Raw genomic sequence first — 12284 nt, forward strand, 5'->3', positions numbered from 1 at the left:
CCGCCTGAAAGGCGCGCCGAGGGTCGGAACCTGCTTGGCGGAACGCCGCACTCCCCCTATACATCCGTTGCCATTTGTTGATTGTGCAACGGCCTGACGTCTTGAAACGCCCGTGCTCTCAACAGCAGCAACACGGCAAGACCAAGGCGGCCTTATACACGGTCGCGGCCTTCACGGACATTCGCAAGCATTGTCACACATTATCCCGATTGGATGAAGAGCCCATGAATGACAGCCTTTCCCGCCTCCTGAGCCGTCGTTCCGTGCCGCCGCGCTGGCTGGCCGGGCCAGGGCCGAGCGCCGCCGAGGTCGAGACCCTGCTCACCGTGGCGGCCCGGGTGCCCGACCACGGCAAGCTCGTGCCTTGGCGCTTCATCCTCATCGAGGGCGAGGCGAGGGGCCGGTTGGGTGAGGTGCTGGTCAAGGCTTTCCAGGCTGACAACCCGGATGCTGACGCTGAGAAGCTCGCTACCGAGCGTGAGCGTTTTACCAAGGCGCCGTTGGTGGTGGCCGTGGTGTCGCGCGTCACCCCGCATGTGAAAATCCCCGAATGGGAGCAGGTGCTCTCGGCGGGCGCGGTCTGCATGAACCTGCTGAATGCGGCGACGGCTCTGGGCTATGGCGCATCCTGGCTCTCGGGCTGGGCCTCCTTCGATCGCCGCGTGCTCGACGCGCTGGGCCTTGCGCCTGAGGAGCGGATCGCGGGCTTCGTCCATATCGGCACGCCGACAGAGAAGCCTGCGGACCGCGACCGCCCGAACCTCGCTGACATCGTGACGCGGTTCTAAGCGCATGTTCTATGAGACGGCCTCCAACGCCCACGGCCTGCCGCACGATCCGTTCAAGGCCATCGTGACGCCGCGCCCCATCGGCTGGATTACGGCCATGAGCGCGAAGGGTGAGATCAACCTCTCTCCCTATTCGTTCTTCAATGCCGTCGGCGAGCGCCCGCCGATGGTGGCATTTTCATCTGCTGGCAAGAAGGATGCGCTCACCTTCATCGAGGAGACGAAGGAATTCGTCTGCAACCTCGCGACCTACGATCTGCGCGAGAAGATGAACGCCACCTCCGCCGTGCTGCCGCGCGGCGTGAACGAGATGGAGCATGCGGGATTGACTGCCACGCCGTCGCGCCTTGTGAAGCCGCCGCGCGTGGCTGATGCCTTGGCCGCACTCGAATGCAAGTGGCTGCAGACCGTGCCGCTTATCTCGCTTGAGGGCGGCGAGCCGTCCTATCACCTCGTGATCGGGCAGGTGGTCGGCGTGTATATCGACGACCGCTACATCGTGAACGGCCTCGTCGACACCGCCGCCATGCGCCCCATCGCCCGCGCGGGCTACCGCGATTACTTCGTCGCGACCGAAGAGACCAAGTTCTCGATCACGCGACCGGGTGGTTGAATCAGGCTGGGAGCGTGATCGTATCGCTGAGGCTCAGCGATGCTTTCGCCTCTCGTTTCGCCCATGCCGTGAAAGCCTTGATCCGCGTGTCTTTCGCGGCCTCCTTCGGTGTCACGATGTGGTAGGACGCCTTCACGCGCACGCCCATTCCAAACGGATTGATCAGCCGCCCCGCGCGAAGATCGTCCTCAACAAGAGCGCGTCTCGTCAATGCAACGCCATCGCCTCGAATGGCGGCTTCGATCACGAGTAGCGAATGCGCCATGGTCACGCCATTCGTCACTGTAAAGGATTTCGCCTTCGCGCGTTGCAGCCAGCGCAGCCAATCATGCCGCTCGTTGTGGAGCAGCTTGTGATGCATGAGGTCATCCGGTGTGCGCAGCGGATGCTTACCCTCAAGAAGACGCGGGCTGCAGATCGCGATCACCTCTTCTTCCATCAGCAGGGTCGAGGTGCAGCGGGGATAGTTTCCCTCACCATATCGGATCGCAAGATCGACCTCGCCGCGCCAGAAATCGACCAGCTCGTCCGAGGTATGGATTTTGACGCCGATATCCGGATGTTCTTCCTGGAAGCGCGAGAGGCGGGGAATGAGCCATTTGATGGCAAATGAATCCATGGTGCTGATGACGAGGGGAGCTGCATTGTCGCGCTCCTGCGCATCATGGGTTGCGGTTGCAATGTCATCGAAGGCCTTATGCAGCACTTTGGCATAACGCGCGCCCGCGGCCGTCAGCTCGACGCGGCGGGTGGAGCGGTGAAAGAGCGGGCGGCCGATGAACAGCTCAAGCTCTCGGATCTGGCGGCTGATTGCGCTATGCGTGACGTTCAGCTCTTCTGCTGCCCGGCTGAAGCTCATAAAACGGGCTGCGGCTTCGAACATGCGCAGGGCTGTCAGAGAGGGAAGTCTGCGGGCTTTCACCAATTCTCTCCCTCGATGGCTCAAAATAGAAGCCATTGATTTTGTTAATTTATCGCCGTTGTGAGCGATCTTATTTGTAACCTGATGTAACATATTACAACGGTTTTATCGTTTGTCACCAAGCCCCGCCCGACCTCTTTTGAAGGACGACGCGGCATAAGCCCGTTGCCAACGAAACGAGGACCTGACGATGACCAACCAGATTTCCCGCCAGATTTCCCGCACCGAACTTCTGCGCAAGCTGCTCGGTAACGATCGGCCGCTTCTCATCGAGGCTTTGCCCGAGAAGTACTTCAGCCACGCGCATATTCCCGGTGCCATCAACATGCCGCACGATCAGGTCGATCAGTTGGCGGGCTCGGTCCTGCCCCGAAAGGATGCAACGGTCGTGGTCTATTGCGCCAGCGCCACCTGCCAGAACTCGCACATTGCCGCCGAACGCCTGATGCAGCTGGGCTACAATGACGTTCAGGTCTATGTGGAAGGCAAGAAGGGTTGGGTCGATGCAGGCCTGCCCGTCGAAGGCAAGTACTGATCTCTTCCGCTGCCTTTGAATAAAGTCGGCTCTGGCAGGCCAGGGCCGACTTATATTTTCGCTGCGCGCCGCAACAGCCGCTCGGCCCGCAGCAGATGTGGGCGGTCGAGCATCTCGCCATTCACGCCGACGACACCCGCTCCCGGATTCGCGATGAAAGCTTCGATGACGGCTTTCGCGCGCTTGATCGCTTCAGCGGAGGGCGTGAAGGCCTCGTTGATGACCGGTACTTGCGCAGGATGGATCGCCATCTTCGCCACGAAGCCGTCGCGTCGGGCGGCGCGACACTCGGCGGCGAGGCCGTCCATGTCGCGGAAATTCGTGAAGACGGAATCGATGGCGTCGACGCCTGCCGCCGCTGCGCCAAAGAGGGTCAATGAGCGAGCGAGGCGATAGGGATCGGTATAGGCGCCGCTCTCGTCGCGATTGGCTTCCGCGCCGACATCTGCGGAGAGATCTTCGCCGCCCCAGGTGAGACCCATGAGGCGATGACTCGCGCCATAGAACGTGCCGAGGGCGAAGATGCCGGCGGCATTCTCCGTCGCGATGGCGAGGATGCGTGTTGCGCCATCCTCCAATCCGAATTCGGCCTCGCGCACGGCGAGCTTCGCGCCGAGATGCGCAACATCCGCACCGCCGACGGTCTTCGGCAAGACAATGCCGTCGGGCGCGGCTTTCATCACGCCGTCGAGATCCGCGTCGATCAGGCCTGTGGTGAGGCCGTTCACGCGCACATAAAACTTGGGACGATCAGCATTGGCGCGCTGCGTTTCGAGAAATGCTGACGTGACGCGACGCGCTTCTTCCTTCGCGCTGAGGGCGACGGAATCCTCCAGATCGATCAGAAGAACATCGGCCCCGGAGGTGAGCGCCTTCTCGAGCTTCTTCTGGCTGTCGCCGGGAACGAAAAGCAGCGAACGCATCAACCGCTCCTCTTGCGCATGAAGGCCTGGCGGCGGCATTCGGCGACGAGGGTGCCGTCCTGCTTGTAGGCGCGGTGAATGAAGTCGACGATGCCTGCATTCGGACGCGATTTCGATTCACGCTTGTCGGCGATTTCCGTCGTCACGTTGATCGTATCGCCCTCGAACAGGGGCGATGGAAACTTCACGTCCGTCATGCCGAGATTGGCAATGGTCGTGCCCACCGTCGTGTCGTTGACGGAGATGCCGATCATCAGGCCCAGCGTGAACAGCGAATTCATGAGCGGCTTGCCCCATTCGGTCTCCGTCGCGCAGAAATGCGCGTCGATGTGGAGCGGCTGCGGGTTCAATGTCATGTTGGAGAACAGCATGTTGTCCATCTGCGTCACCGTCCGCGTAAGGCGGTGTTTGATGGTGGTGCCCACAGTGAAATCCTCGAAATAGAGGCCGCCGCGCGGGTGCCTGTTCTCGTCGCTCATGGCGTCATTTCTCCTTATCTCGGAAAGGGCATTTTTGTTCATGCCTCTTCGAAATCAATATCCGAATTGCTCGCGCAGGATGCGCTCGTCCAGGCTGTGGCCGGGATCGTGCAGCATCACGAGGTCGACGCTTCTGTCCATCGACACATGCACGCGCGACACGTTGCGGAATTCCGTGTGGTCGGCCACCGCGCTCACGGGGCGGTTCTCGGCTTCCAGCACTTCAATCTCGATCTTGGCATAATCCGGCAAAAGCGCACCGCGCCAGCGGCGAGGGCGGAAGGCGGAGATCGGTGTGAGGGCGAGAAGCGGCGAATTCAGCGGCACGATCGGGCCGCCGACGGAAAGGTTGTAGGCGGTCGATCCCGCAGGCGTGGCGACGAGCGTGCCGTCGGCGATGAGTTCGGGAATGCGCACCTTGCCGTCGATACTCACGCGCAGCTTCGCCGCCTGATAGGTCTGCCGGAACATGGCGACCTCGTTGATGGCGCGCGCCGTGTGCGCCGTGCCTTGCACGTCCCAGGTCACCATGAGAAGCGGATGCACGACGCCGCGTTCCGCATTCTCCAGCCGCTCGAACAGATCCTCTTCCCGGAACTCGTTCATCAGGAAGCCGACCGTGCCCTTGTTCATGCCATAGATGGGCTTTGATGTTCCACCCATGGTGGCGTGCAGGGTCTGCAGCATCAGGCCGTCGCCGCCAAGCGCCACGATCACGTCCGCCTCTTCAACGGAGACGTTCTCATAGCGCCTCATCAGGGCCACGAGCGCGCCCTGCGCATCGGGGGCGGAGCTGGCCACGAATGCAATCTTGTTGAAACGACGGGCCATGCCCAGATACCCTCGCTGTCACCCGATGGGGCTTAAGAAACACAGGCATAGCATGGAACGCCCACTCCTCGTCTATACGACCTTTCCCGATGTGGACACCGCATTGGGTATTGGGGAAAGCCTTGTTCGCGACGGCCTCATCGCCTGCATCAACGTGCTGCCGGGCATGCGCTCGGTCTATGCATGGAAAGGGACCGTCGAGCGCGGGGAGGAGGCGGTGGGCATCCTCAAGACCCGCAAGGGCTTGCAGGAGAAGGTCCATGCGGCCTTGAAGGACCGGCACCCTTACGAGACGCCGGTCATTCTTTTCATCGAGCCGTCGAGCGCGGATCAAGCCACGCTGGAGTGGATCTTCGGGGAGACGTCGGGCGGCTGAAGCCGCCCGAGCCGCACTTAGACCGCCGAACTCCACTGCACCGGCACGAAGCGGAAGCTGTTGCCGTCTTTCGCGATGTGTCCGGTGGCGGGGAAGGGCGCGTGATAGAACGCTACTTGCGCCTTCTCCGAGGCGGCCATGTCGAGCATGCGGCGGCGCGTAGTGCGGGCCTGGTCCGCATCCATGTCGAAGACAGCCGACCAATCCGGATTGCGCACGAAAAGCGCCGGATGGTTCGTCACATCCGACATCACCATCAGTTTGCTGTTGCCTGAGGACAGCATATAGGCCGTGTGGCCCGGCGTATGGCCGGGAGCGGCGATGCTGGTCAGGCCGGGCACGACCTCCTTGTCCGCCTCATAACGCTTCACGTTCTGCGCGATGGGGCCGAAGACCCGGCGCACGCCCTGGAAGGCGCCCTTCATGCCCTCGGGCGCTTGGTTCATGCGGGCATCGTCCATCCAGAAGGCCCACTCAGTTGCGGGCACCATCACCTCGGCATTGGGAAACACCGCCGTGCCGTCCTTCAGGCGCAGGCCGTTGATGTGATCGCCGTGGAAGTGGCTGATAACCACCGTGTCCACCTTGGCGGGATCGAAACCGGCGGCGCGGAAATTCGCCATCCACCGGCCCGAGGTCGGCGCGCCGCTGTCGCCGTTGCCGGTATCGATCAGGGCGATCTTTCCACCATGGTTCAGCACCAGGGTGTTGAACGTGATCGGGAAGGCATCGGTGGGCAGGAAAGCGTCCTGCAGGGCGGCCTGCACGTCCTTGAGTTCCGCGTTCTTGATGAAGCCTTCGACCGGGCGGCGGGCGAAGCCGTCGTTGATGGCGGTCACCTCGATGTCGCCGATCTTGTAGCGGTAGAAGCCCGGCGCCTGGCTCGACGGCGATGCTGACGGGGCGGGGCTGGTCTGGGCCAAAGTGGCGGTTCCTCCCAGCGGGGCGGCGGCAAGGGCTGAGCCTGCAAGAACGGTACGGCGTGTGATGGTCATCTGCTTCCTCTCGACATCGACGCCAGGAGCCTAGAACGGCCGAGCTTCGAGGCAAGAGAGCAGTCCTTCACAACTCGGAGAGCAGGACGCGGTTCCTCACCCGCGCTGCGAGGTCAGATGGTGCAGGGCGATGCCGCTGGTGGTGGCCACGTTGAGGGAATCGAAGCCGCCGCTCATGGGGATCGATACCGTTCGCGTGCGGGCGAGCAGATCCTGTGGCAGGCCCGGACCTTCCGCGCCGAGCAGCAATGCGGTCCGGCGTTCGGGTTTCACCTGCGAGAGGATTTCCCTGCCTGATGGCGACAGAGCAATGATGTCGAAGGAGGCAGCCTCCAAGGCCCGCACCATCGCATCGGCGGAAACGGCGCGGGTGAATGGCACCACGAGGGCTCCGCCAACCGAGACGCGCACGGCCTTTCGATAGAGCGGATCGCAGCTTTCCTGATCGAGCAGAACACCCTGCGCGCCAAAGGCCGCCGCGTTGCGGAAGATGCCGCCCACATTGTCGTGGTTTGCCAAACCCACCAAGCCGACGACCAGCGCATCCGGCGGCAGTGCCGTCAGAAAATCCTCGATGGAGGGAAGCGGCGCACGGCGCGCGACGGCCAAAATTCCGCGATGAATCGGAAAGCCCACGATGGCATCCATGACCTGACGGTTGGCGGTGTAGATCGGCACATCCGCAGGCAGGCCTGCGAGTGCATCGCTCAAGGCCTCCACGCGGTTTTCAGAGAGCAGGAGAGATTCGATCTCGAAGCGCCGCTGCTTCAGCAGCACGCGCAGCACGACTTCTCCCTCGGCGATGAAGCGATGCTGCCGGCCGACAAGGTCCCGCTCGCGCACCGCGCGATAAGGCTCGATCCGCGGATCGTCAGGATCGGAAATGGCAATCGGCATCGGGCGGCTCTCGGCTCAGTTGCGCCTCTTCCTATGGCAGCGATCCCTTCGGAACAACGACTTTCGCTCCCTGTTAGCCTTTCATGATGGGATCGCGGCCGCACATGTGCGGGCTGCATCGAGGAGAAAGATGATGGATTGGGATATCGCAGACGGATGGGTATGGGCCCTGGTGATCATCGGCGGGCCGCTGCTTCTGGGCATCTTCATGTATGTCTTCAGCGGCCGCCGTAATCGGCTGAACCGGGTCGAGCGCGAAATGTCCGAGAAGGGGGCCCACGAGAACTGGGGCAAGGAGCGCATCCACTGACTCTGACGAGCCTCACAGGATTGTGCTTTTTGATGCTTGGGAAGAGTGGTGCCGGCGGAGAGGATCGAACTCCCGACCTTCGGTTTACAAAACCGCTGCACTACCGCTGTGCTACGCCGGCTTGCGTATGGGTGTTGAGGTAGCAGCACCCACGAAGGGAAGCAAGTTCCATTGAAACAGAAAAATTAAGTGCTCCAGCGCACCGAAACCATCCGGCTTTTATGGAATTGTCCCGATCATGATGGTTAAGGAGTCTATGTCATGATCGGGCTAAGGGCCTCGGAAATAAAAGCAAATTCGCCCTATGGGGGTTGGATTCCGTCTATTGGTGCTTTTGGAATCGCCGCAATTCTCGTTTTCGGACCGATGCCGGCCGATGCCGCCCATGTTCCCGCGGAGCGTCCCGTTGCCAAGGTGATCAAGAGCCAGACAACGACTGTTGCCGCGCAGGACGTGGAGGAGACAGGCTCCATCAAGGCTCAAGAGGCTGGCGATCCGACCTGCAGCAAGTCCCGCAAGAGGCTCTTCGTCGAGGGCGAAGGCTGGATCGTCCGCAAGGTGACCACCTGCTACTGATTGCAGGTGACGCCGATCCAAATGAAAAGCCCCGCCGTGAGGCGGGGCTTTCCTTTTTCGTAAAGGGATGCGCTTAGCGCGGACCCTCGTAGGTCATGATGTCACGATCCTTCGTCTCCGGCACCAGCAGGAGGCCGACCACGAAGGTCACGAGAGCGATCACGATCGGGTACCACAGGCCGTAATAGATATCGCCGGTGGCCGCCACCATCGCAAAGGCTGCCGGAGGCAGAAGACCGCCGAACCAGCCGTTGGCGATGTGGTAGGGCAGGGACATCGCGGTGTAGCGGATGCGGGTCGGGAAGAACTCGACCAGAGCCGCCGCGATCGGGCCGTACACCATCGTGACGTAGATCACGAAGATGGTCAGGATGCCGATGGCCTTGAGAGCCTGGGCATTGCCGAGGGCTGAGAAGAAGCCCGTGACCTTCAGCACGCTCGGGTCACCGGGCTTCGGGTAGCCGACTTCGGTCGCTGCTGCCGTGAAGGCGGTGATGTTGGCCGGGATGGCTGCTGCGATCGGAGCTTCCTTGCCGTTGAAGGTGACCTTGGCAGTCGTGCCGGCGGCAGCCGGAACCAGCTCGTACTTCACGGCCGAACGGGCGAGCGCCACGCGGGCCACGTCGCACGGAGCGGTGAAGGTACGGATGCCGACCGGATCGAACACCGAGCCGCAGGTGGCGGGATCGGCCACGACCTGGACCTTCGCCGTTTCGAGAGCCTGATTCAGGTTCGGGCTGACGACGCTGGTGAGGCCATGGAACAGCGGGAAGTATGTGATCGCTGCAAGAAGGCAGCCGCCGAGGATGACCGGCTTGCGGCCGATCTTGTCGGACAGGGCTCCGAATACGATGAAGCCGCCGGTGCCGAGAATGAGCGACCAGGCGATCAGCACGTTCGAGGTGAGCAGGTCGACCTTGAGGATGCTCTGGAGGAAGAACAGGGCGTAGAACTGGCCCGTGTACCACACCACGGCCTGACCGATGGCGAGACCGATGAGGGCGATGAGCACCATCTTCGCATTGCGCCACTGGCCGAAAGCCTCCTTGAGCGGAGCCTTCGACTGGGTGCCTTCTTCCTTCATCTTCTTGAAAGCCGGGGATTCCTGCATCTGCATACGAATCCAGACCGAGATGCCGAGAAGCAGCACGGAGAGAAGGAACGGAATGCGCCAGCCGGCGATGGCGTAGCCTTCGCCCGTCTGGAAGCCCGCTTCGCCCATCGACATGCGCAGCACGAGGATGACGGCGAGAGAGAGCAGCAGGCCGACGGTTGCCGTCGTCTGAATGAAGCTGGTGTAGAAGCCGCGGCGTCCGACAGGAGCGTGCTCGGCCACGTACACGGCGGCACCGCCGTACTCGCCGCCAAGAGCCAGGCCCTGGAGCATGCGCAGCACGATCAGGATCACCGGGGCGATCCAGCCGATCTGGGCATAGCTGGGCAGCAGGCCGACCATGAATGTTGAGAAGCCCATGATCAGGATGGTGATGAGGAAGGTGTACTTACGGCCGACGAGGTCGCCGATTCGGCCGAAGAACAGAGCGCCGAACGGACGCACCAGGAAGCCCGCCGCGAAGGCGAGGAGTGCGAACACGTTGCGGGTCGTCACGTCGAAGGCGGAGAAGAACTGCGCGCCGATGATCGTGGCGAGAGATCCGTAGAGATAGAAATCGTACCATTCGAAAACGGTACCGAGGGAGGAGGCCAAGATGACCTTCTTCTCCTCGCGCGTCATTGGCCGCGGTGCGGCGGCCGTACGCGCTGTTGTGGCTGCTGTTGCCATAGCGTTCCCTTCCATTGTGATAAGCCCGGTGGTCCGGGTCTTCAGGCCAAGTCGGGCATTGCCGCTTGAGCCGAGGCATCGTGGCCACGGAGAGAGGCCAAGAATCCCATGGAAGGTGAGGCTAGCGCCGCTGCTAGCCTCCACAATTCCCCATTCGTATTTGCGACTTCCGTCTAAGGATGAGCGGGGAGGAGTAAAAACCTTTTTTGATCAATATCTTGTGAGAACCGAGCTTTCCTGCCGTCAGGATTTCACAGCTGCTTTGCTCACAGCGAAAAGCGAGATGGCGGCCGCGTTCGAGACATTGAGGCTCTTGATCGCGCCCGGCATGTCGAGCCTGCCGATGGCGTCGCAGCATTCGCGGGTTCTCTGGCGCAGGCCCTTGCCCTCGGACCCAAGGACCAGAACCAGCGGCATCCTGAGCTGAAGCTCGTCGATATTGGCGTCGCCCTCCGAATCGAGGCCGATGCGCTGGAAGCCGCGCTCGCCCAGCGCGTTAAGCGTGTCGCCCAGGTTTTTCACGATCATGAAGGGCACGTGCTCGAGGCCGCCGGAGGCGGATTTCGCCAGAACACCGGTCGCCGCCGGGCTGTGGCGTGCGGTGGTGATGATGGCTTCCACGTCGAAGGCCGCTGCCGTGCGCACGATGGCGCCCACATTATGTGGGTCGGTGATCTGGTCGAGTGCCAGGACGAGGCGCTTGCCGCTCAAGGTTTCCACGGAAGGAGAACGGAGCGGATCGGCCTCGGCGTAAAGGCCCTGGTGAACAGCGTCTGGCTCGAGGAGACGATTGATCTCGTCCGGGCGCACCATCTCGGGCTCGAAGGGCAGGGGAACGTTCTCCTCCTGCAGGCGCTTCAGGGAGTTCTCCGTGGCGAGGAGCCGGCGAATCTTGCGCTTATCGTTGCGCAGCGCCTCCACCACCGGATGCCAGCCGTAGAGAATCGTCGTGTCGATCTCATGCGGCGGGCGCCAGGCTTGAGGATCGCGGCGCCCCGGTCTCTTGCCCTGCGGGCGCTGGAAGCGGGGTTTACGGGAATTGAAGGGGCGCTCGCTCATGATGCTCGTCATCTCTAGGGTCGTGTCGGCTCGCCATAGCACACGGCAGCGGCATTCACGATCTATCTTCGAAACATTGCGCTTTGCTGTTGACACCGGCTGAGAGGGTCACCATAAGAGCGCCACCGAGCGGCCGCACCACGGTGAGGCGCTTCGGGTGAAGACCTCGGCGCACTGCGTCAAGGTTGGAAAATGGGGGAATGTCCCGAGCGGCAAAGGGGGCGGACTGTAAATCCGCTGGCTATGCCTTCGTAGGTTCGAGTCCTACTTCCCCCACCATCCAACCAGCAGGGCATGCGGGTGTAGCTCAATGGTAGAGCAGCAGCCTTCCAAGCTGAATACGAGGGTTCGATTCCCTTCACCCGCTCCAGCCCCTCTCCAAGAATTCCGGCCTCTTTCCACCGCTCACAGGCGCTGATTCCGTTCGCGCATAAAGATCCCGCTCATTCGCGGCGCTCGATCACCGTGTATTCCGCGTCGATAATGCCGTCATCGGCCCTTGGCCGCATCGTGGCCCTCTTCCGGCGCAGATAGGCGTAGAAGGCGAGCCCGCCGAGAAGCATCAGGGGCAGGACGACGATCAGGCTGAAGAAGGCAACAACCAGAAGCACCGCCGCCGTCATGATCCCCATGGCGAGCCGAAGCAGGGTGTTCAGCGGATGCCTGGAGGCGGAGCGGGCAAGGTAGATCACGCGCATGAAAGTTTCCTGAGGAAATGAAAAGAGCCGAATCTCGTCGAGGCAGTAACGGCTTCATATTGCTCGGTGCGCAAGGCGGAAAGAAGGTCCGGCAAGGGCCGGGACGGCCTGATCGCGAAACCTTGATCGTCAAGGCAGGGAGGGCGAGCCCGCTTGAAAGCGCGTGGCCTCATGCCGAAATCAGTGCCGGAGCCCTCGGAAGGCCTTTCAACGACCGATTCCGGGGCCAATCGGCCGCTTCATCCAAAACTATGCGATCCAATCTTAAAATTGGCTCTTGCGCATTCGGCGTAACCGCAATATCGGGACGCCCTGGGTTTTTTGTTCCTGGCCTATGCAAGGTAGAGATCAATGGCGAAGGAAAAGTTTGAACGCAATAAGCCGCACTGCAACATCGGCACGATTGGTCACGTTGACCACGGCAAGACGTCGCTGACGGCTGCGATCACGAAGGTTCTGGCGGAAGCCGGCGGTGCGACGTTCACCGCCTACGACCAGA

16 protein-coding genes and 3 tRNA genes are annotated in these 12284 nt (G+C 61.9%); 9 read left to right on the top strand and 10 right to left on the bottom strand.

Going from position 1 to position 12284, the window contains the following annotated elements; all coding sequences use genetic code 11:
- The first annotated feature begins 224 nt into the window (after positions 1 to 224).
- Together MJ639_RS13850 and MJ639_RS13855 are read left to right on the top strand one after the other, a co-directional pair.
- Positions 225 to 788: a nitroreductase family protein gene (locus MJ639_RS13850; protein WP_243373859.1), complete on the top strand. Its 564-nt coding sequence runs from the start codon at positions 225 to 227 to the stop codon at positions 786 to 788.
- 4 nt (positions 789 to 792) lie between these two features.
- Entirely contained in the window at positions 793 to 1401 is a 609-nt protein-coding gene (locus tag MJ639_RS13855) for a flavin reductase family protein (RefSeq protein ID WP_243373861.1), read from the top strand.
- Between the two features lies 1 nt (position 1402).
- Here the strand turns inward: MJ639_RS13855 and gcvA are convergent, their stop codons facing one another.
- Entirely contained in the window at positions 1403 to 2323 is a 921-nt protein-coding gene (gene gcvA, locus MJ639_RS13860; protein ID WP_243373864.1) for a transcriptional regulator GcvA, read from the bottom strand.
- Between the two features lie 190 nt (positions 2324 to 2513).
- Here gcvA and MJ639_RS13865 point away from each other — a divergent pair, with 190 nt between their 5' ends.
- Positions 2514 to 2858, top strand: a complete 345-nt coding sequence (locus tag MJ639_RS13865; protein WP_243373866.1) for a rhodanese-like domain-containing protein — start codon at positions 2514 to 2516, stop codon at positions 2856 to 2858.
- Between the two features lie 50 nt (positions 2859 to 2908).
- Here MJ639_RS13865 and MJ639_RS13870 read toward each other — a convergent pair whose 3' ends face one another.
- Genes MJ639_RS13870 through MJ639_RS13880 form a run of 3 tightly spaced genes read right to left on the bottom strand, consistent with a single transcriptional unit; the run spans position 2909 to position 5091 of the window.
- On the bottom strand, positions 2909 to 3781 hold the full coding sequence (locus MJ639_RS13870) for an HpcH/HpaI aldolase/citrate lyase family protein (protein WP_243373868.1): 873 nt from the start codon (positions 3779 to 3781) through the stop codon (positions 2909 to 2911).
- Positions 3781 to 4260, bottom strand: coding sequence for a MaoC family dehydratase (locus MJ639_RS13875; RefSeq protein WP_243373870.1), 480 nt, complete (start codon positions 4258 to 4260; stop codon positions 3781 to 3783). Before MJ639_RS13875 ends, MJ639_RS13870 begins: the two co-directional genes overlap by 1 nt.
- Positions 4261 to 4314: 54 nt before the next feature.
- The gene (locus MJ639_RS13880) at positions 4315 to 5091 is read right to left on the bottom strand and encodes an NAD kinase (protein WP_243373872.1); all 777 of its coding nucleotides are present in this window, start codon (positions 5089 to 5091) and stop codon (positions 4315 to 4317) included.
- A 52-nt stretch (positions 5092 to 5143) separates the two neighbouring features.
- Here MJ639_RS13880 and cutA point away from each other — a divergent pair, with 52 nt between their 5' ends.
- Positions 5144 to 5467, top strand: a complete 324-nt coding sequence (gene cutA / locus MJ639_RS13885; protein WP_243373874.1) for a divalent-cation tolerance protein CutA — start codon at positions 5144 to 5146, stop codon at positions 5465 to 5467.
- A 17-nt stretch (positions 5468 to 5484) separates the two neighbouring features.
- Here the strand turns inward: cutA and MJ639_RS13890 are convergent, their stop codons facing one another.
- Positions 5485 to 6462 (bottom strand): MBL fold metallo-hydrolase, encoded by a 978-nt coding sequence (locus tag MJ639_RS13890; protein ID WP_243373876.1) that lies wholly within the window; start codon positions 6460 to 6462, stop codon positions 5485 to 5487.
- Positions 6463 to 6558: 96 nt separating this feature from the next.
- Positions 6559 to 7359, bottom strand: a complete 801-nt coding sequence (locus MJ639_RS13895) for a TrmH family RNA methyltransferase (protein ID WP_243373878.1) — start codon at positions 7357 to 7359, stop codon at positions 6559 to 6561.
- Positions 7360 to 7489: 130 nt separating this feature from the next.
- Here MJ639_RS13895 and MJ639_RS13900 point away from each other — a divergent pair, with 130 nt between their 5' ends.
- On the top strand, positions 7490 to 7669 hold the full coding sequence (locus tag MJ639_RS13900) for a hypothetical protein (RefSeq protein WP_243373880.1): 180 nt from the start codon (positions 7490 to 7492) through the stop codon (positions 7667 to 7669).
- Between the two features lie 46 nt (positions 7670 to 7715).
- Here the strand turns inward: MJ639_RS13900 and MJ639_RS13905 are convergent.
- Positions 7716 to 7790: transfer RNA gene (locus tag MJ639_RS13905), tRNA-Thr, on the bottom strand.
- Positions 7791 to 8035: 245 nt separating this feature from the next.
- Between MJ639_RS13905 and MJ639_RS13910 the strand changes: the two genes are divergently transcribed.
- Entirely contained in the window at positions 8036 to 8245 is a 210-nt protein-coding gene (locus tag MJ639_RS13910) for a hypothetical protein (RefSeq protein WP_243373882.1), read from the top strand.
- A 73-nt stretch (positions 8246 to 8318) separates the two neighbouring features.
- Here MJ639_RS13910 and MJ639_RS13915 read toward each other — a convergent pair whose 3' ends face one another.
- On the bottom strand, positions 8319 to 10028 hold the full coding sequence (locus tag MJ639_RS13915; RefSeq protein WP_243373884.1) for an MFS transporter: 1710 nt from the start codon (positions 10026 to 10028) through the stop codon (positions 8319 to 8321).
- Positions 10029 to 10271: 243 nt separating this feature from the next.
- Entirely contained in the window at positions 10272 to 11087 is an 816-nt protein-coding gene (locus MJ639_RS13920) for a TrmH family RNA methyltransferase (protein WP_243373886.1), read from the bottom strand.
- Positions 11088 to 11281: 194 nt separating this feature from the next.
- Between MJ639_RS13920 and MJ639_RS13925 the strand changes: the two genes are divergently transcribed.
- Positions 11282 to 11366 (top strand) — tRNA-Tyr (locus MJ639_RS13925).
- A gap of 17 nt (positions 11367 to 11383) precedes the next feature.
- Positions 11384 to 11457: transfer RNA gene (locus tag MJ639_RS13930), tRNA-Gly, on the top strand.
- Positions 11458 to 11530: 73 nt separating this feature from the next.
- Here the strand turns inward: MJ639_RS13930 and MJ639_RS13935 are convergent.
- Positions 11531 to 11785 carry a hypothetical protein gene (locus MJ639_RS13935; protein WP_243373888.1) on the bottom strand — a complete coding sequence of 85 codons (255 nt, stop codon included), beginning with the start codon at positions 11783 to 11785 and terminating at the stop codon, positions 11531 to 11533.
- 351 nt (positions 11786 to 12136) lie between these two features.
- Here MJ639_RS13935 and MJ639_RS13940 point away from each other — a divergent pair.
- On the top strand, positions 12137 to 12284 hold a 148-nt coding region (locus MJ639_RS13940; RefSeq protein WP_243373914.1), incomplete at its 3' end, for a GTP-binding protein.

The sequence above is a fragment of the Microvirga solisilvae genome, from assembly GCF_022808595.1.
GTDB classification, from domain to species: domain Bacteria; phylum Pseudomonadota; class Alphaproteobacteria; order Rhizobiales; family Beijerinckiaceae; genus Microvirga; species Microvirga solisilvae.

Bases quoted from the DNA above. Each gene is read 5' to 3' on its own strand.
- MJ639_RS13855 (WP_243373861.1), top strand. From the start codon at position 793: ATGTTCTATGAGACGGCCTCCAACGCCCACGGCCTGCCGCACGATCCG.
- MJ639_RS13850 (WP_243373859.1), top strand. From the start codon at position 225: ATGAATGACAGCCTTTCCCGCCTCCTGAGCCGTCGTTCCGTGCCGCCG.
- MJ639_RS13880 (WP_243373872.1), bottom strand. From the start codon at position 5,091: ATGGCCCGTCGTTTCAACAAGATTGCATTCGTGGCCAGCTCCGCCCCC.
- MJ639_RS13870 (WP_243373868.1), bottom strand. From the start codon at position 3,781: ATGCGTTCGCTGCTTTTCGTTCCCGGCGACAGCCAGAAGAAGCTCGAG.
- MJ639_RS13915 (WP_243373884.1), bottom strand. From the start codon at position 10,028: ATGGCAACAGCAGCCACAACAGCGCGTACGGCCGCCGCACCGCGGCCA.
- MJ639_RS13875 (WP_243373870.1), bottom strand. From the start codon at position 4,260: ATGAGCGACGAGAACAGGCACCCGCGCGGCGGCCTCTATTTCGAGGAT.
- MJ639_RS13920 (WP_243373886.1), bottom strand. From the start codon at position 11,087: ATGAGCGAGCGCCCCTTCAATTCCCGTAAACCCCGCTTCCAGCGCCCG.
- MJ639_RS13900 (WP_243373880.1), top strand. From the start codon at position 7,490: ATGATGGATTGGGATATCGCAGACGGATGGGTATGGGCCCTGGTGATC.
- MJ639_RS13910 (WP_243373882.1), top strand. From the start codon at position 8,036: ATGCCGGCCGATGCCGCCCATGTTCCCGCGGAGCGTCCCGTTGCCAAG.
- MJ639_RS13890 (WP_243373876.1), bottom strand. From the start codon at position 6,462: ATGACCATCACACGCCGTACCGTTCTTGCAGGCTCAGCCCTTGCCGCC.
- MJ639_RS13895 (WP_243373878.1), bottom strand. From the start codon at position 7,359: ATGCCGATTGCCATTTCCGATCCTGACGATCCGCGGATCGAGCCTTAT.
- cutA (WP_243373874.1), top strand. From the start codon at position 5,144: ATGGAACGCCCACTCCTCGTCTATACGACCTTTCCCGATGTGGACACC.
- MJ639_RS13865 (WP_243373866.1), top strand. From the start codon at position 2,514: ATGACCAACCAGATTTCCCGCCAGATTTCCCGCACCGAACTTCTGCGC.
- MJ639_RS13935 (WP_243373888.1), bottom strand. From the start codon at position 11,785: ATGCGCGTGATCTACCTTGCCCGCTCCGCCTCCAGGCATCCGCTGAAC.